A 24,809-nucleotide genomic window follows, 5' to 3' on the forward strand; every position below is an offset into this window, starting at 1 on the left:
ACGGCACAAACGCGAGAACTCAGAACCTATGGTGAGCGTGTCCTGGAGACACACTCGTTATAGGGTCAAGCGAACAAGTGCATGTGGTGGATGCCTTGGCGATCACAGGCGATGAAGGACGCGGTAGCCTGCGAAAAGCTTCGGGGAGCTGGCAAACAAGCTTTGATCCGGAGATGTCCGAATGGGGAAACCCGGCCCGAATGGGTCATCCCTTGCTGAATACATAGGCAAGGGAAGCGAACGCGGCGAACTGAAACATCTAAGTAGCTGCAGGAACAGAAATCAACCGAGATTCCCAAAGTAGTGGCGAACGAAATGGGAAGAGCCTTGTACTCTTTAGCAGTGGTGTTAGCAGAACGGGATGGAAAGCCCGGCCATAGCAGGTGATAGCCCTGTATGCGAAAACACGATTGTGGAACTAGGTGTACGACAAGTAGGGCGGGACACGTGAAATCCTGTCTGAAGATGGGGGGACCATCCTCCAAGGCTAAATACTCGTGATCGACCGATAGTGAACCAGTACCGTGAGGGAAAGGCGAAAAGAACCCCGGGAGGGGAGTGAAATAGATCCTGAAACCGCATGCATACAAACAGTCGGAGCCTGGAAACGGGTGACGGCGTACCTTTTGTATAATGGGTCAGCGACTTACATTCAGTGGCAAGCTTAACCGATTAGGGAAGGCGTAGCGAAAGCGAGTCCGAACAGGGCGTTGAGTCGCTGGGTGTAGACCCGAAACCAGATGATCTATCCATGGCCAGGTTGAAGGTGCGGTAACACGTACTGGAGGACCGAACCCACTAATGTTGAAAAATTAGGGGATGAGCTGTGGATAGGGGTGAAAGGCTAAACAAATCTGGAAATAGCTGGTTCTCTCCGAAAACTATTTAGGTAGTGCCTCGTGTCTCACCTTCGGGGGTAGAGCACTGTCATGGTTGGGGGGTCTATTGCTGATTACCCCGCCATAGCAAACTCCGAATACCGAAGAGTGCAATCACGGGAGACAGACATCGGGTGCTAACGTCCGGTGTCAAGAGGGAAACAACCCAGACCGCCAGCTAAGGTCCCCAAGATTGGCTAAGTGGGAAACGAAGTGGGAAGGCTAAAACAGTCAGGAGGTTGGCTTAGAAGCAGCCACCCTTTAAAGAAAGCGTAATAGCTCACTGATCGAGTCGTCCTGCGCGGAAGATGTAACGGGGCTAAGCCAGTCACCGAAGCTGCGGACGCGCGCAAGCGCGTGGTAGGAGAGCGTTCTGTAAGCCTGTGAAGGTGTCTTGTAAAGGATGCTGGAGGTATCAGAAGTGCGAATGCTGACATGAGTAGCGATAAAGGGGGTGAAAGGCCCCCTCGCCGTAAGCCCAAGGTTTCCTACGCAACGTTCATCGGCGTAGGGTGAGTCGGCCCCTAAGGCGAGGCAGAGATGCGTAGCTGATGGGAAGCAGGTTAATATTCCTGCACCGTCGTATGATGCGATGGGGGGACGGATCGCGGAAGGTTGTCCGGGTGTTGGAAGTCCCGGTCCCTGCATTGGAGAAGGCGCTTAGGCAAATCCGGGCGCGGAATTCAAGAGTGTGGGGCGAGCGGCTTTATGCTGCGAAGCAATCGGAAGTGGTTCCAAGAAAAGCCTCTAAGCTTCAGTCATACGAGACCGTACCGCAAACCGACACAGGTGGGCGAGATGAGTATTCTAAGGCGCTTGAGAGAACTCGGGAGAAGGAACTCGGCAAATTGGTACCGTAACTTCGGGATAAGGTACGCCCTGGTAGCTTGACTGGCCTGCGCCAGAAGGGTGAAGGGGTTGCAATAAAATGGTGGCTGCGACTGTTTAATAAAAACACAGCACTCTGCAAACACGAAAGTGGACGTATAGGGTGTGACGCCTGCCCGGTGCCGGAAGATTAAATGATGGGGTGCAAGCTCTTGATTGAAGTCCCGGTAAACGGCGGCCGTAACTATAACGGTCCTAAGGTAGCGAAATTCCTTGTCGGGTAAGTTCCGACCTGCACGAATGGCGTAACGATGGCCACACTGTCTCCTCCCGAGACTCAGCGAAGTTGAAGTGTTTGTGATGATGCAATCTCCCCGCGGCTAGACGGAAAGACCCCATGAACCTTTACTGTAGCTTTGCATTGGACTTTGAACCGATCTGTGTAGGATAGGTGGGAGGCTTTGAAGCGTGGACGCTAGTTCACGTGGAGCCGTCCTTGAAATACCACCCTGGTTTGTTTGAGGTTCTAACCTTGGCCCGTGAATCCGGGTCGGGGACAGTGCATGGTAGGCAGTTTGACTGGGGCGGTCTCCTCCCAAAGTGTAACGGAGGAGTTCGAAGGTACGCTTGGTACGGTCGGACATCGTACCTAAAGTGCAATGGCAAAAGCGTGCTTAACTGCGAGACCGACAAGTCGAGCAGGTGCGAAAGCAGGACATAGTGATCCGGTGGTTCTGAATGGAAGGGCCATCGCTCAACGGATAAAAGGTACTCTGGGGATAACAGGCTGATACCGCCCAAGAGTTCATATCGACGGCGGTGTTTGGCACCTCGATGTCGGCTCATCTCATCCTGGGGCTGTAGCCGGTCCCAAGGGTATGGCTGTTCGCCATTTAAAGAGGTACGTGAGCTGGGTTTAAAACGTCGTGAGACAGTTTGGTCCCTATCTGCCGTGGGCGTTGGAATCTTGACGGGGGCTGCTCCTAGTACGAGAGGACCGGAGTGGACGTACCGCTGGTGTACCTGTTGTCTCGCCAGAGGCATCGCAGGGTAGCTATGTACGGAAGAGATAACCGCTGAAAGCATCTAAGCGGGAAACTCGCCTGAAGATGAGGATTCCCTGGAGGCTTGACCTCCTTGAAGGGTCGTTCGAGACCAGGACGTTGATAGGCTGGGTGTGGAAGCGCAGTAATGCGTTAAGCTAACCAGTACTAATTGCCCGTAAGGCTTGATCCTATAACCAGTGTGTCTTGCCTGGTGATAGCGTTCCGCTAATGTGCCGGCCATATACGACACAACCCCCTTTACTACACCCAGATTCGTCACGCTGACCTCCGGTCAGCGTGACAACCCCTTATGCCTGGTGACCATAGCGAGTTGGAACCACCCCTTCCCATCCCGAACAGGACCGTGAAACAACTCCGCGCCGATGATAGTGCGGATTACCCGTGTGAAAGTAGGTCATCGCCAGGCTCTTATGCTCAGAACCCCTCAGCGCTTCCCGCTGAGGGGTTTTGTTTTTTTGCAACGCGCATCGCGTTCAGGGTACCGGAGCATTCCGGCCTTCCCCCCCATCTGATATCTTCCCCTCCAAGTTTCGTGCATTAGCGAAACGATGCAGTCAGCAACAGCAAAGCCGTGGTGCCAAGTTGAAGCAATGACGTAGCGCCGTAGCGGCAAAAAGTATTCGGGTTGGGGGAAAGTCATGGGGGCCAAGTTGTTTCGGCCGGTGAACTGGGCCGGCGCGGCGAGCGCGCTGGTGCTTGCGGGATGCGCTTCGACGGTGCATCCGCCCGACGATCCTTCGAGTCTTGCTGCGGCATCCGCTATCGATTGCAAGACGTTCGCCGCCAAAGCCGCCATGAAGTCGGCCGTTAGAGGGTCGCTGAGCGCGCCGCTCGTTTCCGCACTTCCCACGCTCGATCCCCTCGAACTCGCCAACCGTGCCGGCAATCCGGACGCCGATGCCGGCGGCTCGGGCGAGGCCGATAGCGAAGGCGACACCGTGATCGCGCCGCCGCTGGCGACGCTGCCGCTGTTCTCGACCGCCGCGGGTCCCGCGCGGACGCCTGCCGGCTGGCAACCCTGGACCATCAATCGCAACAAGACCCCCACGCGCTACGCACTGACGCAGGTCGATGACCGCGTGGTGCTGCATGCCGAAGCCGACAATTCGGCATCGGGCCTGTACGTGCCGCTGGAGCAGCGGACGGCCGGCACCATTCGCTGGACGTGGAAGACGCGCGACGTGATTCGTGGCGCCGATAACGGCGAGAAGCAGCGCGAAGATGCGCCGCTTCGGCTGTTCGTCGCGTTCGATGGCGACCATTCGACGCTGTCGCTGCGCGATCAGCTGATGTTCGAGATGGCCCGCATTACCACGGGCCGCGAGATGCCCTATGCCACGCTGATGTATATCTGGGGCGGGCGCCGCGCCGAAGGCACCGTGCTGCCCAACCCTCATACCGATCGCGTGCGCATGATCGTCGTGGACTCCGGCACGCGTCACGCCAACGAGTGGCGCTGCCATGAGCGCGACCTGCGCGCGGACTACAAGAAGGCGTTCGGTACCGACCCCGGCAAGGTGATTGCGGTGGGACTGATGACCGATACCGACAATACCAAGACGCGCGCCGAAGCCTGGTACGGCGATATTGCCCTCGATTAGACCGAGCAGGTCAGCGGTTCGGCGCGGTCCGCCAGCGCCAGCAGCGCGAACGACGCCAGCCAGTGGGTGGCCACGTAGTGGCCGTCCGCGGCCTGCGACAGCGAGGCCTCGAGGTGCGCCGACCATGCGCGCACCGCGAGCGGCTGCATCGGCTCGGGCAATGCGGGCGCGAGCAATCGCCAGCACCACGCGCGCGACAGGTTCAGGCCGTCGAGATGCGACAGCTTGGGATCCGAACGGTCGCTGACCATCACCGGTGTCATCCACGTGGCGAGGTCCGCCTGCGTGGGCGCGAACAACCCCCACCATTCATCGAACTCGCAGCCGTCGAGCACGTAGCGCATGAGCACCGCTTCGGTCATGCCGCCGGAGAGAAACTCGTCGCCACCCGGCTCGTAGCGGGCCGGGTAACGCTGGTCGTGACCGAACCAGCGATGGGCACGGCGTACGATTGCGCGCTTCAGCGCCGGATGCGAGTCCGTGTTGGCATACGACCACGCCATGATCAACGCGAAGGCACTATTGGCGTGCGTGCCCGTGCGAATCGGAAAATCCGCGATATCGAGATAATCGATCAGCCGCTGGGCCAGGTACGTGGCCAGCGGCGCGCATGCATCGGCCCAGCGCCTGGCCTGCGGGTCGCTGGCGGCCAGAGTGTGCAGCTCCGCCTGCAGCCGCAGCACCCACGCCCAGCCGTAGGGACGTTCGAACGTGCTTGCACCGCCATGCTCGAAATAGGCGAGTTCCGTCGCGATGGCATCGGGGCGCAGTTGCGCATCGAGCGTGGCGCGAATCTCGGTGGCGATGTCGAGCGTGGGCCGTAGCGCGAGCACGCGCACAAGCAGCCAGTGCATGTGCACGCTCGAGTGCCAGTCGTAGCTGCCGTAGAAGACCGGGTGCATGGCAACCGGCTCGGCGATATCGTCGGGGCCGGTCATCAGGTGATCGACCTTGTACGGATAGCGCCGCACCACGTTGTCGAGTGCCACGCGCGCAAAGCGCGCGGCGGTGTCGTCATCCAGCAGCGGAGGCGTCATGGATCAGGCCGGTGCGAGCCACTTTTCCACGAGCTTGACGAAGAACGTCGAGCCCACGGGCAACAGTTCGTCGTTGAAGTCGTAGCTGGGGTTGTGCAGCATGCACGGGCCCATGCCGTGGCCGGACTCGCGATGCTTGCCTTCGCCGTTGCCGATGAACAGGTAGCAGCCGGGCTTCTCCTGCAGCATGAACGAGAAATCCTCGGCGCCCATCGTCGGCTCGTAATGGCCATCGACATGGTTCGCGCCGACGAGCTCGCTGGCCACGCCCACCGCGAATTCGGTCTCGGCCGGCGTGTTGATCGTCGGCGGATAGTTGCGGTGGAACGCGAAGTCGACGGTGCAATCGAAGGCCTGCGCGACCGCGCGGGCGACTTCTTCCATGCGGCGCTCGATCAGGTCCAGCACCGGCACCGTGAACGTGCGCACGGTGCCGCCGAGCCATGCTTCGTTCGGCACGATATTGGTGGCGTCGCCGGCGTGGAACTGCGTGACGGAGATGACCGCCGTGTCGATCGGGCGCTTGTTGCGCGTGATGATGCCCTGCAGCGCAGACACGATCTGCGCGCCCGTGAATACCGGGTCCGCGCCGTTGTGCGGCATGGCCGCGTGCGCACCCTTGCCGCGCACGACGATCTTGAATTCGTTGCTCGATGCCATGAACGGGCCGGCCGTGGTGCCGAACGAACCGGCCGGCATGCCGGGCCAGTTGTGCATGCCGAACACCGCGTCGCACGGGAAGCGCTCGAACAGGCCGTCCTTGATCATCTCGCGCGCGCCGCCGCCGCCTTCTTCGGCCGGCTGGAAGATCAGGTTCACGGTGCCGTCGAACGAGCGGTGCTGCGCGAGATAACGCGCGGCGCCGAGCAGCATCGCGGTGTGGCCGTCATGGCCGCACGCATGCATCTTGCCCTTGTGCTGCGACGCGTGATCGAACGTATTGGCTTCCTGCAGCGGCAACGCGTCCATGTCGGCACGCAGGCCGATGGCGCGGTTGCTGTTGCCGTTGCGGATCACGCCGACGAGGCCGGTGGTGCCGAGGCCGCGGTGCACCTCGATGCCCCACGATTCGAGCGTGCTGGCGACGAGGTCCGCCGTGCGCTGCTCTTCGAAGCAGAGCTCCGGATGCGCGTGGATGTCTCGTCGGATCTTCTGGATTTCGGCTTGCGCCTGGAGGATTTCGGGGAGAAGTTTCATGATGCCGCTTGGGGTCGGGTCATTGCTGGCCATGGGGGACACCCCAAGATCATACGACGACCGTCATCAAAGCGCCAAAGCATGCACTTCCGATCACGTGCCCGGCTACCCGAACCCGCGTCCGCCCGCGCGGGTGGGTTTTCACGCATGGCGTGGAGGGGTTACTGCTGGAACAGTTCATGCTTGAAGTGCCCGGCCAGCCGCGTGACATTCCACGATGCGTAACGCGCCGCACCAAAACGGCGCCACGCAGCGAAGTGTCATCGATGGCTGATTGCCATTGATTCGTCCCATCCAGACTTCAGACTTCAGACTTCCTCTAGGGAGATTCGCGCGATGTTCCTTCGCAACGTCAAGAAGGCGGCCCGCCAGCTATGCGGCGCCGCGCTGCTCACCGGGGCCCTCGGCCTCTCGGCAGCCGTGCCGGTCCACGCCGCGGACCTGCGGATTGCCATGAGTTCGCCGCCGACCTCGATGGATCCGCACTTCTATAACCTGTTCTCGAACATCAACGTCTCGGAACACGTCTTCGATACGCTGATCAAGCTCGATCCGGACAGCCGCGTGATTCCCGGTCTGGCGGAGTCCTGGAAGCTCATCAACGACACCACGTGGGAATTCAAGATCCGCAAGGGCGTGAAGTGGCATGACGGCACGGAGCTGACCACCGAGGACGTGGTCTGGGCGCTCGACCGTCCCGCGACGATCCAGAACAGCCCCGGCAAGTTCGACGTCTACACGAAGGCGATCGTCGGCAAGAAGATCATCGACAAGTACACGATCCAGCTGACGACGGCGCAGCCGTATCCGCTGATGCTCAACGACCTGACCTCGGTCTTCATGGTGCAGAAGAAGGCCACGCAGGGCCTTTCCTCGGACGACTTCGCACAGGGCAAGGGCATGATCGGCACCGGCCCGTTCAAGTTCGTGAGCTATGCGCGCGACGACCGGGTCGAACTGGTGCGCAACCCCGACTACTGGGGTCCGAAGCCCGCATGGGACAAGGTGACGCTGCGCTTTATCCCGAATCCGGCCACGCGCCTCGCCGCGCTGCTGTCGGGCGACGTGCAGGCCATCGAGAACGTGCCGACGCCGGACCTGCCGAAAGTGCGCCAGGATCCGAAGCTGAACTTCTTCTCGAAGATCTCGCATCGCGTGATCTACCTGTACTTCGATACCAAGCGCGACAAGTCGCCGTTCGTCACGACGAAGGACGGTCAGCCTATGGACAAGAACCCGCTGAAGGACGCGCGCGTGCGCATCGCCATCAGCACGGCCATCAACCGCCAGGGTATCAAGGACCGCCTGATGGAAGGCCTGTCGGAGCCGACCAACAACCTCGTGCCGTCGACGCTGTTCGGCTACAACCCCGAGCTGAAGACCCTCAAGTACGACCCGGAAGCGGCCAAGAAGATGCTGGCCGACGCGGGATATCCGCAGGGCTTCGGGCTGACGCTGCATACGCCTAACAACCGCTATGTGAACGACGAGCGCATTGCGCAGACCATCGCGCAGAACCTGACGCGCGTCGGCATCGTGACCAAGGTGGAAGGCATGCCGATGGCCACGTACGCGTCGAAGGGCGGCAAGCACGAATGGTCGTTCGGCCTGGTGGGCTGGGGTGCGCAGACGGGCGAAGTGAGCTCGCCGCTGCGCGCGCTGCTGGCCTGCGAGGACTCGAAGAAGGGCTTCGGCACGGTGAACTGGGGCGAGTACTGCAATCCGAAGATGGATACGGTGCTCGAGAAGGCCCTGGCCACGGTGGACGACAACGAGCGTTCGAAGCTGCTGCAGGAAGCGACGGCGATCGGCATCCTCGATGGCGGTATCATCCCGATCCATCATCAGGTGACGACGTGGGCGACGGTCAAGGGCATTACCTACGTGCCGCGTACCGACGAACGCACCTACGCGCATAACTTCAAGCCGCAGTGACGATGGGCGGAGCTGGCTGCGGTCTGGCAGCCGGCTCCGCGCGGTGAATGTAGTCAACGCGGTCGTTGCAGGCGAAAGGATAGTGTCCCCAATATGCTGGTCTTCATCATCCGGCGCCTGATGCAGAGCATTGTCGTGCTGCTGGTCATGTCGCTGCTGGTCTTCCTCGGCGTCTTCGCCATCGGCAACCCGGTCGATATCCTGATCAGCCCGCAGGCAGACCAGGAGGACATCAAGCGCACCATCGCGGCGCTCGGTCTCGACAAGCCCCTCTGGGAGCAGTACTGGATCTTCCTGCAGAATGCGCTGCACGGAAATCTCGGCACGTCGTTCGCGCATGGCACGCCCGCGCTCAAGCTGATCTTCGAGCGCATGCCCGCGACGATGGAACTCGCGGTCTGCGCGATCCTGCTGGCCATCGTGCTCGGCATTCCGCTGGGCCTGATTGCGGGCCTGCGGCCGAACAGCGTCGCGGCCAAGTCGATCATGACGATCTCGATCCTCGGCTTCTCGCTGCCGACCTTCTGGGTCGGGCTGATGCTGATCGTCGTCTTCGCCGTGCAGCTTGGGTGGCTGCCTTCCAACGGGCGGGGCGAGACGGTGTCCGTGCTCGGCGTGCCGTTGAGCTTCCTGACGCTCGACGGCATCCGGCATCTGATTCTTCCCGCAATCACGCTCTCGTTGCTCAATATCGCGATGGTGATCCGGCTGACGCGCGCCGGCACGCAGGAGGCGATGCTGCAGGACTACGTGAAGTTCGCGCGCGCCAAGGGCCTCTCGAACTCGCGCATCGTCGGCGTGCATGTGCTCAAGAACATCATGATCCCGATCGTGACGGTCATCGCGCTGCAGTTCGGCTCGATCATCGCGTTCGCGATCGTGACCGAGTCGATCTACGCGTGGCCCGGCATGGGCAAGCTGATCATCGATTCGATTCAATTGCTGGACCGGCCCGTGATCGTCGCGTACCTGATGGTGGTCGTGACGCTGTTCATCCTGATCAACCTCGTGGTCGACATCGTGTACAGCATGCTCGACCCGCGCGTTCGCATCGCCGACAACAAGGGCTGACGTCATGAGTCTTACTACCGCATCTCAAGGCGCGACAGCCAAGCCGCAGCGCGAGCAGACGCCGTGGCGCCGGTTCGTCGGGCAGTTCGTCGCGAGCAAGCTGGCCGTGACGGGCCTGGTCGTGCTCGCGCTGATCCTGCTGGTGGCGATCTTCGCGCCGCTGCTGTCGCCGCAGAATCCGTACGACCTGTCCTCGGTCAATATCCTCGACAACTTCCGCCTGCCGGGCGAACGCGGCGACGACGGCATGCTGTTCGTGCTCGGCACCGACGAGCAGGGCCGCGACGTGCTGTCGGCGGTCATGTACGGGCTGCGCATCAGCATCGCCGTGGGCGTGGTGAGCACGATCATCGCGCTGATCGTGGGCGCGACGCTGGGCCTGCTGGCCGGTTTTCTCGGCGGCCGCACCGAAGCGATCGTGATGCGCGTGGCCGATCTGCAGCTGTCGTTTCCGCCGATCCTGCTCGCGCTGATCCTGCTGGCGCTGCTGGGCCGCGGCATCGGCAATATCGTGATCGCGCTGGTCGCGGTGCAATGGGCGTACTACGCGCGTACCACGCGCAGCGCCGCGCTCGTGGAACGGCGCAAGGAATATATCGAGGCCGCGGCGTGCCTCGGGCTGCCGGCGGGGCGCATCATGTTCCGCCATCTGCTGCCGAACTGCCTGCCGCCCCTGATCGTCATCGCGGCGCTGCAGGTGGCATCGGCGATCACGCTCGAGGCGACGCTGTCGTTCCTCGGCCTCGGCGTGCCGGTGACCGAGCCGTCGCTGGGCTCGCTGATCGCGAACGGGCAGCAGTTCCTGCTGTCCGGGAAGTACTGGATCAGCTTCTTTCCCGGCATCGCGCTCGTCACGACGATCGTCGCCATGAACCTCGTCGCGGACCAGTTGCGCGACGTGCTGAATCCGCGTCTGCAGACGCAATGACCCAGGGGGTGCCACTATGAGCCAGCCGACCTTGGTCGTGGAGAATCTCAAGACGCAGTTCTTTACGCGCGCGGGTGTCGCGCGCGCGGTCGATGACGTGTCGTTCACGGTGCGCCGTGGCGAGATCATGGGCCTGGTCGGCGAGTCCGGCTCGGGCAAGTCGATGACGGGCTATTCGATCATGGGATTGATCGACCCGCCGGGCAAGGTCGTCGATGGGCGCATCGCGCTCACGAGCCGGGACGGCATCACGCGAGACCTGCGCGCGCTCACGCCCGCGCAGCAGCGCGATGTGCGCGGCAACCGGATCGCGATGATCTTCCAGGATCCGATGATGACGCTGAATCCGGTCCTGCGCATCGATACGCAGATGATCGAGGCAGTGCTCGCGCACGAGAACGTCGGCAAGGCCGTGGCGCGCGAGCGCGCGCGCAATGCGCTGGCGCGCGTCGGCATTCCTTCGCCGGACGAGCGGCTGCAGTCCTATCCGCATCAGTTCTCGGGCGGCATGCGGCAGCGCGTGGCGATTGCGATTGCGCTGCTCAACAAGCCGGACCTGATCATCGCGGACGAGCCGACCACCGCGCTCGACGTGACGATCCAGGGGCAGATCCTTTACGAGATGCAGACGCTGTGCCGCGAGTCCGGCACCGCGCTGATCTGGATCACGCACGACCTGTCCGTGGTCGCGGGCCTCGCGGACAGCGTGTGCGTGATGTACGCGGGCAAGATCGTGGAGCAGGGCAGCGTGCAACAGGTGCTCGAGCATCCCGAGCATCCGTACACGCATGGGCTGATCAGTTCGGCGCCGTCGCGCAATCCGCGCGGTGCACCGCTGCGGCAGATTCCCGGGATGACGCCGTCGCTGCTCAACCTGCCCGGCGGCTGCTCGTTCCGCGAGCGCTGCCCCTATGCGACCGATATCTGCAAGACCGAACCGCCGCTGGCGCACACGGCCGATGGCCGGGGCCTGCGCTGTTTCCATCCGGTCGCTGCGCAACAGGAGGCCGCATGAATGCACCCGTGATCGATTCCGCGCGCGCACAGGCGGCCGCCGCGTCGGACGTTTCCAATACGGCTGAAGGGACGCCCACCGCGCCGCTGCTCGAACTGCGGCGCGTGTCCAAGCGCTTCGTCAAGTCGCTCGACACCGCCGCGAAGATTGCCAACGTGCTGGGCGCGCGCATGCGCGAGGAAGTCGTGCATGCGGTGGATCGCGTCGACCTGTCGATCCGCTCGGGCGAGGTCGTCGGTCTGGTCGGCGAGTCGGGCTGCGGCAAGTCCACGCTCGGCCGTATGGCGGTGGGTCTCCATTCGCTGACCGAAGGCGAGCGGTTCTGGCGCGGCACCGACCTCGACCGCCTGCCACCCGAGAAGCGCCGCGAGCGGCAGCTCGGCATCCAGATGATCTTCCAGGATCCGTATGCCTCGCTGAATCCGCGGCTGCGCGTGCTCGACATCGTCGGCGAGGCACCGGTGGTACACGGCATCGTGCCGAAGGGCGAGCAGAAGGCCTACGTCGAGGACATGCTCGTGCGCGTGGGGCTCGATCCCACCGTGCTGCGGCGCTTTCCGCATCAGTTCTCGGGCGGGCAACGCGCACGCATCGGCATTGCGCGCGCGCTGGCCGTGCGGCCCGAGTTCCTCGTGTGCGACGAGTCCGTGGCCGCGCTCGACGTCTCGATTCAGGCGCAGGTGCTGAACCTGTTCATGCGCCTGCGTGAAGACCTGAACCTGACGTACCTGTTCATCAGCCACGATCTTGGCGTGGTGAAGCACATCAGCGATCGCGTGGTCATCATGTATCTGGGCCGCGTGGTCGAATCCGCGCCGACCGAGGACGTGTTCGCGTCGCCGAATCATCCTTATACGCAGGCATTGCTTGCGGAGGCACCCAAGCTCGAGGTGGGCAAGAAGACTTATGTGGCGATTCGCGGCGAGATTCCGTCGCCGCTGAATCCGCCGACCGGGTGCCATTTCCATCCGCGTTGCCCGCATGCGATGGATCGGTGCCGGAGCGAGCAGCCGGCGCTCAAGGAGATTGCGCCGATGCGCTGGTCGGCGTGCCACCTCAATGACATGACGTAAGTCATGGCGAGGCCCCCCGCCATCGTCGGCGGGGGCGGGCGCGGCTCAGCGAATGACGACGCCGCGCGAATTGATGATCGTCATCTCGACGAACTTCGAACCGACGTGGTTGTCCGGTCCGAACTGGACGATAAAGCCGCCGAGGTCCACGTTGCGCATGCCCTCGACCGTCGTCACGAATTTCTCGCGCGTGAGGTCGCGGCCCGTGCGGCGCAGGCCTTCGACGAAAGCCTTCGCGGCGATGAAGCCCTCGATACTCGCGTAATCGAAGTCGTTCTGGCGGCCGGCCGCCTGGAGCAGGCGCAGATACTCGCGCACCACCGGCAGCGTCGCGTTGCCCGGATGCGGCATCACCTGCGAGATGATCACGCCGCTGCCCTGCGGACCCACTTCCTTGGCCAGCGCCTGCGTGCCGACGAACGACACGTTGTAGAACTGCCCCGTGTAGCCGCGCCGCAGCGCTTCCTTGACGAAGGCGCCGACGGTCCGGTACGCGCTCACGAGCACGACCGCATCGGGCTTGGCCTTCATGGTCTCCTGCATCGCGTCGCCGATCTCGACGGTATTGCGGACCACGTTCGCGCGCGAGACGAGTTGCACGCCGCTGTCCGCCGGCAGGCCCTTGATCGCGTGTTCGACGCCGTCGAGGCCGGACTTGCCGTACGCGTCGTCGTTGTAGACGACGGCCACGCGCTTGAGGCCCGTCGTGCGGATCTGCCGCACGATGGCCATGGTTTCCTCGTCATAGCCCGCGCGTACGTGGAATACGTAGCGGCTGCGCGGGTCGCGGAGCGATTGCGCGCCGGAGAGCGGTGCGAAGAACGGTACGCGGGCCTGGTTCGCGAGCGGCACGGCGGCCTGCGACGTCGGTGTGCCGACATAGCCGAACAGCGCAAATACGCGACTGTCCTCGATCAGCTTCTTCGTATTCTTGATGGCCTCGTCCGGCTCGTAGCCGTCGTCGAGCACCTGCAGTTCGATGCGGCGGCCGAACACGCCGCCCTGCTGGTTGATCGCGTCGAAGTACAGCCGCGCGCCCGCGTTCATCTGCTTGCCGAGCGTGGCGGTCGGACCCGTGAGCGCGGCGGACTGCCCGATGACGATCGTGTCCGCGGTGACGCCGACTTCCGCTGGCGCGGTGTTGGCCGCGAAGGCGGCGCCGGACAGGCCGGCACCCGTGACACCCATGGTGGCGCACGCCACCAGCAGGCCGGCGAGGCGCCGGCGCTTGACCCTTGATTGCAAAACCATTGTGATAGCCCCGTCAATCCAACCATTCTTGCTTGCTGCGTGCGCGGCTGCCGGTCTGTCGCCGGGCTGTTGCTAGCGCCCGGACATCATAATCGAAGAGCGGTGACTGCAAGCAAAATATGACGGTTCCGCCTGTTCGGGCGAGGCAAGGACGCCACAGGCGCGGCTAGCGGATGGCCTGCCCGCGCGCGTTGAGCACGGCCAGATCGACGAACCTCGAGCCGACGTGATCCTCCGGCGAGAACTGGATGTCGAATCCGCCCAGATCGACGGCGCGCATGCCCTCCAGAGCGGCGATGAACCTGTCGCGCGTCGGGTCGCGGCCCGTGCGGCGCAGCCCTTCGACAAACGCCAGCGCGGCGATGAATCCCTCGAGGCTCGCATGGCTGTACGCGCCGGCATGGCCGGCGGCCGCGAGCAGGCGCTGGTACTCGCGCACGAGCGGCAGCGTGGCGTTACGCGGGTTCGGCATGACCTGCGAGACGACGACGCCGGCCGCCTGGGCGCCGAGCGCCTTCGCCAGCGAGGTGGCGCCGACCGAGGAGAGGCAGTAGAACTGGCCCGCATAGCCGCGCCGCAGCGCCTCGCGGATAAACGCGGCGGCCGTGCCGTAGGCGCCGATCACCGCGACCGAGTCGGGATGCTGCTCGAGGACCGCCGCCGCCGTGGCGCTGACATCCACGGCATTTCGTGCCACCGCGTGTTCGCCGGTGATCCGCACATCGGCGGCCGGCCGGCTCCGCACCGCCCTGGCGATGCCCTCGAGGCCCTCGCGGCCGTAGCTGTCGTCGTAATAGACCACGGCAAGCCGATGCAGGCCCGACGATGCAATCTGCCGCACGATGGCCGCCGTTTCGCGGTCGTATCCCGCCCGGACATGGAACACATGGCGGTTGACGGGCGTGCGCAGCGCGCGGGTGCCCGTGAACGGCGCGAACAAGGGGATGCGCGCCTGCTGGATGAGCGGCAGCACCGCCAGAGTCGTGCTGGTGCCCACATAGCCGAAGAGCGCGAACATGCCGTCGACGAGCAGCTTGCGCGTGTTGCGTGTGGTTTCGTCGGGCACATAGGCGTCGTCGAGCGCGTGCAGTTCGATCGCGCGGCCGAAGATGCCGCCGTGCCGGTTTACGTTGTCGAAGCACAGCCGCGCGCCGAGGTTCAGCTGGGTGCCGAGCTCGGCGGCGGGGCCCGACAGCGGCGCCGACTGGCCGATCAGGAGGGTGGTGGGGGTGACGCCGGGCTCCGGCCGGACGCCGATGCGCGTGTCGGTGCGGGCGGGCTCCGCCGCGGCAGCGGGGCGCAGGGCGGCAAACGGGGTGGCGAGCGCGGGCAGCGTGCCGGCGAGGCGGCCGCAGAAATGCCTGCGGCCCTGCCCGGACGCGAGGTCTGCGGTGGGGTCCGGGTTTCGGTCCATAGGGAAGGATCTTGAAAGCCAGTGGGGCCGCGAAGCGTAAGTCGGATGGGCGCCGCAGGGCCGGATTCGAATACAATCCTTAACAAAATTCCGCCGGCATTCGCTGCGTCGCGGGCGCCGGCCGTCCTGCCCCCATCTCGTATTTCCGTCCCCATGGCCACCAGCATCGTCCGCGCCGCCTGTCCCCACGATTGTCCCGATACCTGTGCCTTGCACGTCACCGTCGAGGACGGCCGCGCCATCAAGGTCGTGGGCGACCCCGACCATCCCGCCACGCGTGGCGTGCTGTGCACGAAGGTGTCGCGCTATACCGAGCGGACCTACCACCGTGACCGCCTGCTGACGCCGCTGCGGCGCGTGGGCAAGAAGGGCGAAGGACGCTTCGAACCCATTTCGTGGGACGAGGCGCTGACGGAGATCGCGAGCCGGCTGTCCGGCATTGCCGCGCGCGATCCGCAGGCGATCGTCCCGTACAGCTACGCGGGCACGATGGGCCTCGTGCAGGGGGAGAGCATGGCCGCGCGCTTCTTCCACAAGCTCGGCGCGTCGCTGCTCGACCGCACGATCTGCGCGAACGCGGGCGCGACCGCGCTGCGCTATACGTTCGGCGCGCCGGTCGGCATGGATATCGAGTACGTGGCCGACGCGAAGCTCGTGATCATCTGGGGCGGCAACCCGATTGCCTCGAACCTGCATTTCTGGACGCGCGTGCAGGAAGCCAAGCGCCGCGGCGCGACGCTCGTGGCGATCGATCCCTACCGCTCGCTGACGGCCGAGAAATGCCATCGCCATATCGCGCCGATGCCGGGCACTGACGGCGCGCTCGCGCTGGCGATCATGCACGTGCTGATTCGCGACGATCTGCTGGACCACGACTACATTGCGCGGCACACGGTCGGCTTCGACGCGCTGCGCGAGCGCTCGGCAGCGTTCACGCCCGAGCGGGCGGCCGGTATCTGCGGCATTCCCGTGGACGATATCGAATGGCTGGCCGCGCTCTATGGCCGCACCGCGGTGCGGGAGCGCCAGCCCGTGGCCATCCGCCTGAACTACGGCATGCAGCGCGCCCATGGCGGCGGGCAGGCCGTGCGCGCGGTGGCATGCCTGCCGGCGCTCGTCGGCGCATGGCGCCACGCCGCGGGCGGCATGCAGCTATCGACGTCGGGCTTCTTCCCCGTCGACAACCAGGCGCTGCAACGGCCCGACCTGCTGCCGGACTGGCCGCGCGTGCCGCGCACGGTGAACATGAGCACCATCGGCGATGCGCTGCTCGACGACGGCACGGGCGGCAACGGCCCGAAGATCGAGGCGGTGGTCGTCTACAACAGCAACCCCGTCGCCGTGGCGCCGGAGTCCGCGAAGGTCGCGGCCGGCTTCGCGCGCGAGGACCTGTTCACGGTGGTGCTCGAGCACTTCCGCACCGATACGGCCGATTACGCCGATATCGTGCTGCCGGCCACGACGCAGCTGGAACACGTCGATGTGCACAAGGCCTATGGCCATACCTACTTCCTCGCCAACAACCAGGCGATTGCGCCGATCGGCGAGTCGCTCCCGAACACCGAGATCTTCCGCCGGCTGGCGGCGCGCATGGGCTTCACGGACCCGTGCTTCCAGGACAGCGACGAGGCCATTGCCGCGCAGGCGATCGATCGTGGCGACGCGCGCGCGAAGGGTATCGACTGGGACACGCTGAAGGCCGAGGGGTGGCAAAAGCTGAACGTGCCCGCGGCGCCGTTTGCCGACGGCAACTTTCCGTCGGCCTCGGGCAAGTGCGCGTTCTATTCGGAAGCGATGGCGCGCGACGGGTTCGACCCGCTGCCCGCCTATGTGCCGCCGTACGAGTCTCCGGCCACGGCGCCGGACCTCGCCTCGCGGTATCCGCTCGCGATGATCTCGCCGCCCGCGCGCAACTTCCTGAACAGCTCGTTCGTGAACGTCGATAGCCTGCGGGCCACCGAGGGCGAGCCGCATCTGGACATCCATCCGCAGGACGCGGCGGCGCGCGGCATCGTGGATGGCGCGATCGTGCGCGCGTTCAACGACCGCGGCACCCTGCGCGTCCGGGCACGCGTGACCGAGCGCGCGCGTCAGGGGCTCGTGGTGGGGCTCTCCATCTGGTGGAAGAAGCTCGCGCCGGACGGCAAGAACGCCAACGAACTGACGAGCCAGCGCCTGACCGACCTGGGGCGCGCGCCGGTCTTCTACGACTGCCTCGTGGAAGTGGAGGCGGTGACCCAGTCCGAACGCGAGGGCATCGCGTCATGATCCGGCGGCCGGCCTGCCGGCGCGTGGCGGGTGCGATCCTCGCACTCGCCGCCGCCGTGCTCGTGGCCGGCTGCGACACGCTGGGGTATTACTACCAGTCGATCGGCGGGCATCTGGGCGTGATGGCGCAGGCACGGTCGCTCGACGATGCGATCGCCAACGCGAACGATGCCAACGACGCGCGCCTTGCGCAGCGACTGGCGCTGGCCGGCAGGATGCGCGACTTCGCGTCGCGCGAACTGCTGCTGCCGGACAACGGCAGCTACCGCCGCTATGCAAACCTGCATCGGCCGTACGTGGTGTGGAGCGTGTTTGCCACGCCCGAGCTGTCGATGGACCTGCACAAGTGGTGCTTCCTGGTCGTCGGCTGCATCACGTACCGCGGCTACTACGCGCAGGACGATGCCGACCGCTATGCGGCGGAGTTGCGCAAGGAAGGCTACGACGCCTACGTGGCGGGCATTCCCGCCTATTCGACGCTTGGCTATTTCGACGATCCGCTGCTGAACACGTTCGTCTATCTGCCCGAGGGCGAACTCGCGCGCATGATCTTCCACGAACTCGCGCATCAGGTCGTGTACGTGCGCAACGACACCGCGTTCAACGAATCGTTCGCCACGGCCGTGGAAACGGCGGGCGTGGAGCGCTGGCTCGCGGAGGATGCGTCGCCCGACGCGCGCGCGAGCTACCGGCTCTACGACGAGCGCCGCGTGCAGTTCCGGGCGATGCTGCTGCGCACGCGCGACCGGCTCGTCGCGCTCTACCGATCGAATCAGGACGAGGCGGCCAAGCGGCGCGGCAAGGCGCAGATCTTCGCCGACCTGCGCGCCGAGTACGAGACGCTCAAGACATCGTGGGGCGGCTACAGCGGCTACGACCGCTGGTTCGACCGGCCCCTGACCAATGCCCAGCTCGCGGCCGTGGCCACCTATCAGCAATGGGTGCCGGCGTTCACCGCGCTGCTCGCGCAATGCCACGGCGAGTGGAAGTGCTTCTATGCGGCCGCCGGGCGCATCGGCGATCTGCCCGCGAAGGAGCGCGACGCTGCGCTGCGCAGGCTCGCGCCGCCGGCCACGCATGTGGAGCCGCTGACGGCCGACCGCGCGGGCAACTGATTGCCGTCAACTGACGCATCGGAATCGTCCTAGCCCGACCTCGCACATGCGAGAATTGCGCACCATGTCACACGCCCCAAAGAAAACGCACACCGGACCGCGCGCCGCCGAGGCGCTGACGCTCGCGGAAGACGGACCGGCACGCGCCCACGTGGCCGAGCGGCAGGAAGCCCGGCGGCGGCAGATTCTGGATGCCGCGGCGCAGCTCTTCTACACGAAGGGCTATCCCGGCATGACGATGAACGACCTGTGCCGCGCGCTGGGCGTGACCAAGCCCGCCGTCTACTATTACTTCACCGACAAGTACGAGATCTTCGACATCCTGTGCCGGGAGTCGGCGCAGACCTGCCTGCCCGTGCTTCGCGAGACGGCCGATGCGTCGCTGCCCGTGCGCGAGCGGTTGCAGGCCTGCCTGCTGGAGCTCGCGCGGCGCTGCGTGCGTTGCCATGTCGCGGCCACGCTGAGTTTTCGGGACAACCAGTACCTGAAGCCGGATACGGTGGCATGGCTCGAGCGCATGGCGCGCGATTTCTATCGCGACCTGTACGCGTTGCTCGACGAGGGCCGTTCCGCGGGTGTGCTGTCGTTCGGCGATGCGCGCGTGACCGCGCATGCGATCGGCAGTGTCATCGGGTTCATGTACACGTGGCATGTGCCGGGCCGCATGGATGAAGAACTGCTGGCGCGCGAGCTGGCCGCGAACATGATGAAGCTGGTGCTGCCCTGAGCGGGCGCGGCTGCCGGTAGGGGTAATCCCTCGCAAGGGTCTGTCGAGTGTCGCATAATTCACGATTCAGGCGAATTGTGGTGTCGAGGAGTTCATCTAACGTGTTGTCTTAGGCGGGGCGCACGTTTAGGATTCCCCAAAAAAGCGAACGACCATTCAGAAATTCAGGAGACCGGCGTATGGAAAAACTGTGGCTGAAGCAATATCCGGCAGGCGTCCCCGCGGAGATCGATGCCAGTCCCTATCGTTCGCTGGCCCAGTTGCTCGAGGAATCGTTCCGTACCTATGCGGCCAGGCGCGCGTTCGTGTGCATGGATGCGTCCATCACGTATGGCGACCTCGACCGCCTCTCGCGCCAGTTCGGCGCGTGGCTCCAGTCGCGGGGGCTGAAGCCCGGCGCGCGCGTGGCCATCATGATGCCGAACGTGCTGCAGTATCCGGTGGTGCTGGCGGGGGTGCTACGCGCGGGCTACGTCGTGGTCAACGTCAATCCGCTGTACACGCCGCGTGAGCTCGAGCATCAGCTGAAGGACAGCGGCGCCGAGGCGATCGTCATCCTCGAGAATTTCGCGGCCACGCTGCAGGCGGTGCTGCCGAACACGCCGGTGCGCCACGTGGTGGTGGCGAGCATGGGCGACATGCTGGGCACCGTGAAGGGCGCGGTCGTCAACTTCGTCGTGCGCAACGTCAAGAAGATGGTGCCCGAGTGGCAGTTGCCGAACTGCGTGCGCTTCAACGACGTCCTCCGCGAGTCGCGCCAGCTGACGCTGGCGCCGGTGAATACCGGTCCCGACGATATCGCGTTCCTGCAGTACACGGGCGGCACCACGGGGATCTCGAAGGGCGCGGTGCTGCTGCATCGCAATGTCGTGGCCAATGTGCTGCAGTCCGAGGCATGGATGCAGCCCGCGCTGGACAAGGGCGCGCCGATCGACCAGGTGATCACGATCACCGCGCTGCCGCTGTACCACATCTTCGCGCTCACGGTCTGCTGCCTGCTGGGCATGCGCAATGGCGGCCTGTCGGTGCTGATTCCGAATCCGCGCGATATCCCGGGCTTTATCAAGGAACTGCAGAAGTACCGCTTCAATATGTTCCCGGCCGTGAACACGCTCTACAACGCGCTGCTCAATCATCCGGACTTCGACAAGGTCGATTTCTCGGGGTTGCGCGTCGCGAACGGCGGCGGCATGGCGGTGCAGGAGGCCGTGGCGAAGAAGTGGCTGTCGCGCACGGGCTGTCCGATCATCGAAGGCTACGGCCTCTCGGAGACGTCGCCGTCGGCCACGTGCAATCCGACCGATACCGATGCGTTCTCGGGCACGATCGGGCTGCCGCTGCCCTCGACGGAAATCGCGATCCGCGACGACGACGGCAACGACGTGCCGCTGGGCCAGCCCGGCGAAATCTGCCTGCGCGGGCCGCAGGTGATGGCGGGCTACTGGAACCGCCCCGACGAGACGGCCAAGGTCATGACGCCCGATGGCTACTTCAAGACCGGCGATATCGGCGTGATGGACGAGCGCGGCTACACGAAGATCGTCGATCGCAAGAAGGACATGATCCTGGTCTCGGGCTTCAACGTCTATCCGAACGAGGTGGAAGGGGTCGTGGCCGAATGCCCGGGCGTGCTCGAAGTGGCCGCGGTGGGCGTGCCCGACGTGCACTCGGGGGAGGTCGTGAAGCTCTTTATCGTGCGCAAGGACCCGGCGCTCTCGGAGGAGTCCGTGATCGCGTTCTGCAGGGAGCGGCTGACGGGCTACAAGCGTCCGAAGTACGTCGAGTTCCGCACCGAACTGCCGAAGACCAACGTCGGCAAGATCCTGCGTCGCGAACTGCGCGACAGCCGCCAGGCGGCCTGACCCCGGTCAGTCGCCAGCGGCCCGGGCCCTTCAACACTCGTTGGACGGGCCCATCTGCGGCTGCTGCACGCCATCGGGGTAAGTCAGCCGCACGCATGTGCCGACGTCGAGCCCTGGCGCGGCCGGCGCGTTGACGGACGCGATGGTGCCATCCTGCGCGCGTACCTTGTACTGGAAGAGGTCGATCTGCTGCGCGGGCGGCGGCTTGTTGAACAGCCGCGACAGATCGAACGACATCCCGACCCCCACGCCACCGCCACCGCCGCCACCCACACCGGCGGCGCCGACGCCCACGCCGGTGCCGCCATAGGCCGGCGTCTGGGTGACATCGACCCGCGACAGATAGGTTTTCTCGGTAACGCGGCCGAGCTTCACGGTGGCGTTGATGGGCGTGACCTGCGGCGGTTGCGGCTGGCTCGCGCACGCGGTCAGCAGCGCGGCCAGCGCGAGCGGAGAACTGGCAAGAAGGGTGCGGACGAGTGTCATGACGTGGTCAGGCTGGTTTTGAGGGTGCCGAGCAGTCGGAACAGCGCGTCGCGATCGGCTTCGGCGAGCCCCGCGAACAGACGTTCGACCCACGCTTCGTGCGCAAGTGCCATGCGCGAAAAGGCTTCCCGGCCAGCCGGTGTCAGCCGGATGAGATAGGCGCGGCGATCGTTGGGCAGGGGCTCGCGCGTGACGAGGCCCTCTTCCTGCAACTGATCGGTAATGCCGGTGACGTTGCCACCCGTGACCATCATGCGGCGCGACAGCTCGCCCATCTTGAGGCCCTCGGGATGGCGGTCCAGCTGGGACATGAGGTCGAACCGCGGCAGCGTGACCGCGAAGTCCTGACGCAGGCGCGAGCGGATATCGGTTTCCACCAGCGTGGTGCAGGTCAGCAGCCGCAGCCACAGACGCAGCGCGGCGTGGCCGCTGTCGCCGGCGCGCGTTTCCAGATCGATCTGTGCGTGCGGTTCGGTAGCGGACATGGCGGGGCGGCGGACATTTGTTGAAGTCTCAAGTATATGCCCATGCCCGCCGTGCCCGGGCCTGCGGGAACGCGGTCAGTCCACCTTCGCGCCCGAGTCCTTCACCACCTTCGCCCATTTGACGTGCTCGGACTTGATCAGCGCCGCGAACTGCTCGGGCGTGTTGCCGCTCGGGTCCGCGCCCTGCGCGAGCATGCGTTCGCGCACCGCCGGCGTGGCCAGGCTCCTGGCCACTTCCTGCTGGATCTTCTGGATGATCTCGTGCGGCGTGCCGGCGGGAGCGAGCAGGCCGAACCACGAGCTGGCCTCGAAGCCCGGCAGCTTGGCGGCCTGCGCGACGGTCGGCAGGTCGGGCAGCGCCGGCGACGGCTTGGCGCTGGTGACCGCGAGCGCCTTGAGCTTGCCGGCCTTGATCAGTGCCATCGACGACGGCAGGTTGTCGAACATGACCTGCATGGTGCCGCCCGCGAGGTCCGCCAGCGCGGGGCCGCTGCCGCGGTACGGGAAATGGACCATGAAGGTCTTGGTCTGCGTCTTGAACAGTTCGCCGGCCAGATGGATCGAGGTGCCGTTGCCGCTCGACGCCATGTTGAGCTTGCCGGGGTTGGCGCGCGCGTAGGCGATGAGGTCGTTGACGCTGTTGATGTGGTTCTGCTGCGCGAAGGCGGGGTTCACCACGAGCACGTTCGGCACCGCGGCCACGAGCGTGATCGGCGCGAAGTCCTTGATCGGATCGAACGGCAGCTTGCCGTACAGCGACTGGTTGATGCCGTGCGTGCCCACGGTGCCCATGAGCAGGGTGTAACCGTCCGGGGCGGACTTCGCGACCATGTCCGCGCCGATGTTGCCGCCGGCGCCGGGGCGGTTATCGACGACGACGTTCCAGCCCGCGAGCTTGGACAGCTCGGCCGAGACCGCGCGGGCGAGGATGTCGGTGGTGCCGCCGGCCGCGAACGGCACGACCAGGCGGATCGGCTTGTTGGGGTAGGGGTCGGCGGCGTGCGCGGCGGGCAGGGCGAAGGGCAGTACGGCGGCCGACAGCAGCAGCGCGAGCGCGCGGCGGCGAGGTTGTTGCATGGCGATGTCTCCAGAATGGGGGCCGGGATGGGTCCGGTCTCGCCGCCCATTCTAGTTGCATGTGGCGCACACCGTGGATGAGGGAAATCCCACTGTCGGCCGTGGTGTTCCCTCACCCGGAGGATCAGAACTTGTGCCGGATGCCGAGCGCCACGCCGATCATCGTGTTCTTGCCCGCCTGCGGGAAGTATCCGTTCGCGAAGCTCACGGCCGAGGTGTCGAAGTTCAGGCCCGAGTTCTTGGAGAAGCCCGTGGTCAGGTACACGTCGGTGCGCTTGGAGAAGTTGTAGTCCGCCACGAAGCTGATCTGCCACGGGTTGGTCGGGTTGTTCGAGGGCGATGCCAGCGTGGGGCGCAGCTGCTTGAGGTCGTCGTAGAAATACGCCAGCGTGAGGCTGAGCGGCGCGGTGACCTGATAGTTCAGGCCGACCCAGTAGTAGTTGTCGCGCTGCAGTTCGCTGCCGTCGGGGGCGGTGATGCGGCCCCAGCGGTAGCCGGCCATCAGCTTGGCGGGGCCATAGCTGTAGCTGGCCGCGGCACCGATCTTGCGCGAGCGGCCGGGGTCGTTGATCGTGGCCGTCGGTCGCCATTCGTCATAGGCGACCGTCAGGCCGAGCGGCCCGGACATGTACAGCAGGCCCGCACCGCCGCCCGCGTTGTTGTCGAAGTTGCCGGGGGTTTCGCCCGAGCCGCCGTTCGCGAGCGGATTCAGGCCGATGGCCGCGACGCCCGTGCCGAAGCTCCAGTGCGCTTCCGCAGTCAGCGCGCCGAACACGGCGGTGTACTTGACGGTGTTGTCGGAGCGGAAGTTGGTGCCCAGCTGCGCGACCACGGGCTCGTAGATCGTGGCGTAACCGGTCGGCGAGAAGTTCGCGAACATGTCGAACATCGTCGTGTACTGGCGGCCGAAGGTCAGCCGGCCCAGCGAGTCGTTCTGCATGCCGACGTACGCCTGGCGGCCGAACAGGCGGCCGCCCTGCTGCGACTTGCCGTCATCGACGCCGAAGCCCGATTCGAGCACGAACAGGGCCTTCGTGCCGCCGCCGAGGTCCTCGGTGCCGCGCAGGCCCCAGCGCGAGCCGGACAGGCCGCCACCGGTCTGCAGCCCGACGCGGCTGCCGCCGCCGGGCTGGTTGAATCCGGGTGCCAGGTGATTGTTGTATTCGATCGGCAGATCGACGACGCCGTAGAGGATCACGCTCGATTGAGCGGCCGCCACGCCGGAGAACGTACTCAAGGCCGCAAGCGCGAGAAGCGATTTCTTCATGCTCGGTTATCTCCATATAAGAATTATGTGGAGCGCGGAAGAATCTCCTCACTGCCTGTCTCTCTCTCTCTCATCCTTCCGCGCCCAACTTCTTGCCGAAGTCGGGAAACACTCTAGCGCACGGAGTCATGCAATTGACCCTGAGGTAAACGTCTTGTCTTCTTTTCACAACTCAGGGTTTGTGGGGACCGGTGCCAGCACTGGCGCGGCCTTGCGGGGCGCGGACA

At 64.9% G+C, this 24,809-nt stretch carries 18 protein-coding genes and 2 rRNA genes; 12 read left to right on the plus strand and 8 right to left on the minus strand.

All coding sequences use genetic code 11. The annotated features are described in order from the left end of the window. Positions 1–63 precede the first annotated feature (63 nt). The 3 genes from FOB72_RS16865 (at position 64) to FOB72_RS16875 (ending at position 4,374) form a co-directional block, all read left to right on the plus strand. Positions 64–2,942: ribosomal RNA gene (locus tag FOB72_RS16865) — 23S ribosomal RNA — on the plus strand. Positions 2,943–3,065: 123 nt separating this feature from the next. Continuing rightward, a 5S ribosomal RNA gene (rrf, locus tag FOB72_RS16870) occupies positions 3,066–3,179 on the plus strand. Between the two features lie 232 nt (positions 3,180–3,411). Beyond that, a complete protein-coding gene (locus tag FOB72_RS16875) occupies positions 3,412–4,374 on the plus strand; it encodes a DUF3047 domain-containing protein (RefSeq protein WP_150373631.1) in 963 nt (320 codons plus the stop codon). Here FOB72_RS16875 and FOB72_RS16880 read toward each other — a convergent pair. After that, on the minus strand, positions 4,371–5,411 hold the full coding sequence (locus FOB72_RS16880) for a DUF2891 domain-containing protein (RefSeq protein ID WP_150373632.1): 1,041 nt from the start codon (positions 5,409–5,411) through the stop codon (positions 4,371–4,373). The two genes, FOB72_RS16875 and FOB72_RS16880, sit on opposite strands and share 4 nt — an antisense overlap. Positions 5,412–5,414: 3 nt before the next feature. Further along, positions 5,415–6,608 carry a M20 aminoacylase family protein gene (locus FOB72_RS16885; protein WP_150373633.1) on the minus strand — a complete coding sequence of 398 codons (1,194 nt, stop codon included), beginning with the start codon at positions 6,606–6,608 and terminating at the stop codon, positions 5,415–5,417. 336 nt (positions 6,609–6,944) lie between these two features. On the opposite strand from FOB72_RS16885, the gene FOB72_RS16890 reads away from it, so the two are divergent. The 5 genes from FOB72_RS16890 to FOB72_RS16910 all read left to right on the plus strand — a co-directional run bounded on the left by FOB72_RS16890 (position 6,945) and on the right by FOB72_RS16910 (position 12,630). Continuing rightward, positions 6,945–8,543, plus strand: a complete 1,599-nt coding sequence (locus FOB72_RS16890; protein ID WP_150373634.1) for an ABC transporter substrate-binding protein — start codon at positions 6,945–6,947, stop codon at positions 8,541–8,543. A gap of 93 nt (positions 8,544–8,636) precedes the next feature. Next, a complete protein-coding gene (locus tag FOB72_RS16895) occupies positions 8,637–9,614 on the plus strand; it encodes an ABC transporter permease (protein ID WP_150373635.1) in 978 nt (325 codons plus the stop codon). A gap of 4 nt (positions 9,615–9,618) precedes the next feature. Next, positions 9,619–10,542, plus strand: coding sequence for an ABC transporter permease (locus FOB72_RS16900; protein ID WP_150373636.1), 924 nt, complete (start codon positions 9,619–9,621; stop codon positions 10,540–10,542). 16 nt (positions 10,543–10,558) lie between these two features. Further along, positions 10,559–11,557 (plus strand): ABC transporter ATP-binding protein, encoded by a 999-nt coding sequence (locus FOB72_RS16905; RefSeq protein WP_150373637.1) that lies wholly within the window; start codon positions 10,559–10,561, stop codon positions 11,555–11,557. Further along, positions 11,554–12,630, plus strand: coding sequence for an ABC transporter ATP-binding protein (locus FOB72_RS16910; protein WP_223851370.1), 1,077 nt, complete (start codon positions 11,554–11,556; stop codon positions 12,628–12,630). The genes FOB72_RS16905 and FOB72_RS16910 overlap by 4 nt, the downstream gene beginning before the upstream one ends. A 45-nt stretch (positions 12,631–12,675) precedes the next feature. Here the strand turns inward: FOB72_RS16910 and FOB72_RS16915 are convergent, their stop codons facing one another. Then, entirely contained in the window at positions 12,676–13,881 is a 1,206-nt protein-coding gene (locus FOB72_RS16915; RefSeq protein WP_150373638.1) for an ABC transporter substrate-binding protein, read from the minus strand. Positions 13,882–14,047: 166 nt separating this feature from the next. Beyond that, positions 14,048–15,295 carry an ABC transporter substrate-binding protein gene (locus FOB72_RS16920; protein WP_150373639.1) on the minus strand — a complete coding sequence of 416 codons (1,248 nt, stop codon included), beginning with the start codon at positions 15,293–15,295 and terminating at the stop codon, positions 14,048–14,050. Positions 15,296–15,448: 153 nt separating this feature from the next. Between FOB72_RS16920 and FOB72_RS16925 the strand changes: the two genes are divergently transcribed. From FOB72_RS16925 to FOB72_RS16940, 4 genes are all read left to right on the plus strand, one after another. Further along, the gene (locus tag FOB72_RS16925) at positions 15,449–17,563 is read left to right on the plus strand and encodes a molybdopterin-dependent oxidoreductase (protein WP_150373640.1); all 2,115 of its coding nucleotides are present in this window, start codon (positions 15,449–15,451) and stop codon (positions 17,561–17,563) included. Beyond that, positions 17,560–18,678, plus strand: coding sequence for an aminopeptidase (locus tag FOB72_RS16930; RefSeq protein ID WP_150373641.1), 1,119 nt, complete (start codon positions 17,560–17,562; stop codon positions 18,676–18,678). Before FOB72_RS16925 ends, FOB72_RS16930 begins: the two co-directional genes overlap by 4 nt. A 64-nt stretch (positions 18,679–18,742) precedes the next feature. Further along, entirely contained in the window at positions 18,743–19,405 is a 663-nt protein-coding gene (locus FOB72_RS16935) for a TetR/AcrR family transcriptional regulator (protein WP_191002164.1), read from the plus strand. Between the two features lie 179 nt (positions 19,406–19,584). Next, entirely contained in the window at positions 19,585–21,267 is a 1,683-nt protein-coding gene (locus tag FOB72_RS16940) for a long-chain fatty acid--CoA ligase (protein WP_150373643.1), read from the plus strand. 30 nt (positions 21,268–21,297) lie between these two features. Here FOB72_RS16940 and FOB72_RS16945 read toward each other — a convergent pair whose 3' ends face one another. The 4 genes from FOB72_RS16945 to FOB72_RS16960 form a co-directional block, all read right to left on the minus strand. Next, entirely contained in the window at positions 21,298–21,753 is a 456-nt protein-coding gene (locus tag FOB72_RS16945) for a hypothetical protein (RefSeq protein WP_150373644.1), read from the minus strand. Further along, a complete protein-coding gene (locus FOB72_RS16950; RefSeq protein ID WP_150373645.1) occupies positions 21,750–22,238 on the minus strand; it encodes a MarR family winged helix-turn-helix transcriptional regulator in 489 nt (162 codons plus the stop codon). The genes FOB72_RS16945 and FOB72_RS16950 overlap by 4 nt, the downstream gene beginning before the upstream one ends. Positions 22,239–22,313: 75 nt before the next feature. Beyond that, positions 22,314–23,315, minus strand: a complete 1,002-nt coding sequence (locus tag FOB72_RS16955; RefSeq protein ID WP_150373646.1) for a Bug family tripartite tricarboxylate transporter substrate binding protein — start codon at positions 23,313–23,315, stop codon at positions 22,314–22,316. A gap of 124 nt (positions 23,316–23,439) precedes the next feature. Continuing rightward, the gene (locus FOB72_RS16960; RefSeq protein ID WP_150373647.1) at positions 23,440–24,582 is read right to left on the minus strand and encodes a porin; all 1,143 of its coding nucleotides are present in this window, start codon (positions 24,580–24,582) and stop codon (positions 23,440–23,442) included. Between the last annotated feature and the right edge of the window lie 227 nt (positions 24,583–24,809).

This window comes from Cupriavidus pauculus, assembly GCF_008693385.1.
Classification (GTDB): Bacteria; Pseudomonadota; Gammaproteobacteria; order Burkholderiales; family Burkholderiaceae; genus Cupriavidus; species Cupriavidus pauculus_D.

Excerpts from the sequence above, each read along its gene's own strand:
- FOB72_RS16875 (WP_150373631.1), top strand. The coding sequence starts at position 3,412 with ATGGGGGCCAAGTTGTTTCGGCCGGTGAACTGGGCCGGCGCGGCGAGC.
- FOB72_RS16880 (WP_150373632.1), bottom strand. The coding sequence starts at position 5,411 with ATGACGCCTCCGCTGCTGGATGACGACACCGCCGCGCGCTTTGCGCGC.
- FOB72_RS16885 (WP_150373633.1), bottom strand. The coding sequence starts at position 6,608 with ATGAAACTTCTCCCCGAAATCCTCCAGGCGCAAGCCGAAATCCAGAAG.
- FOB72_RS16890 (WP_150373634.1), top strand. The coding sequence starts at position 6,945 with ATGTTCCTTCGCAACGTCAAGAAGGCGGCCCGCCAGCTATGCGGCGCC.
- FOB72_RS16895 (WP_150373635.1), top strand. The coding sequence starts at position 8,637 with ATGCTGGTCTTCATCATCCGGCGCCTGATGCAGAGCATTGTCGTGCTG.
- FOB72_RS16900 (WP_150373636.1), top strand. The coding sequence starts at position 9,619 with ATGAGTCTTACTACCGCATCTCAAGGCGCGACAGCCAAGCCGCAGCGC.
- FOB72_RS16905 (WP_150373637.1), top strand. The coding sequence starts at position 10,559 with ATGAGCCAGCCGACCTTGGTCGTGGAGAATCTCAAGACGCAGTTCTTT.
- FOB72_RS16910 (WP_223851370.1), top strand. The coding sequence starts at position 11,554 with ATGAATGCACCCGTGATCGATTCCGCGCGCGCACAGGCGGCCGCCGCG.
- FOB72_RS16915 (WP_150373638.1), bottom strand. The coding sequence starts at position 13,881 with ATGGTTTTGCAATCAAGGGTCAAGCGCCGGCGCCTCGCCGGCCTGCTG.
- FOB72_RS16920 (WP_150373639.1), bottom strand. The coding sequence starts at position 15,295 with ATGGACCGAAACCCGGACCCCACCGCAGACCTCGCGTCCGGGCAGGGC.
- FOB72_RS16925 (WP_150373640.1), top strand. The coding sequence starts at position 15,449 with ATGGCCACCAGCATCGTCCGCGCCGCCTGTCCCCACGATTGTCCCGAT.
- FOB72_RS16930 (WP_150373641.1), top strand. The coding sequence starts at position 17,560 with ATGATCCGGCGGCCGGCCTGCCGGCGCGTGGCGGGTGCGATCCTCGCA.
- FOB72_RS16935 (WP_191002164.1), top strand. The coding sequence starts at position 18,743 with ATGTCACACGCCCCAAAGAAAACGCACACCGGACCGCGCGCCGCCGAG.
- FOB72_RS16940 (WP_150373643.1), top strand. The coding sequence starts at position 19,585 with ATGGAAAAACTGTGGCTGAAGCAATATCCGGCAGGCGTCCCCGCGGAG.
- FOB72_RS16945 (WP_150373644.1), bottom strand. The coding sequence starts at position 21,753 with ATGACACTCGTCCGCACCCTTCTTGCCAGTTCTCCGCTCGCGCTGGCC.
- FOB72_RS16950 (WP_150373645.1), bottom strand. The coding sequence starts at position 22,238 with ATGTCCGCTACCGAACCGCACGCACAGATCGATCTGGAAACGCGCGCC.
- FOB72_RS16955 (WP_150373646.1), bottom strand. The coding sequence starts at position 23,315 with ATGCAACAACCTCGCCGCCGCGCGCTCGCGCTGCTGCTGTCGGCCGCC.
- FOB72_RS16960 (WP_150373647.1), bottom strand. The coding sequence starts at position 24,582 with ATGAAGAAATCGCTTCTCGCGCTTGCGGCCTTGAGTACGTTCTCCGGC.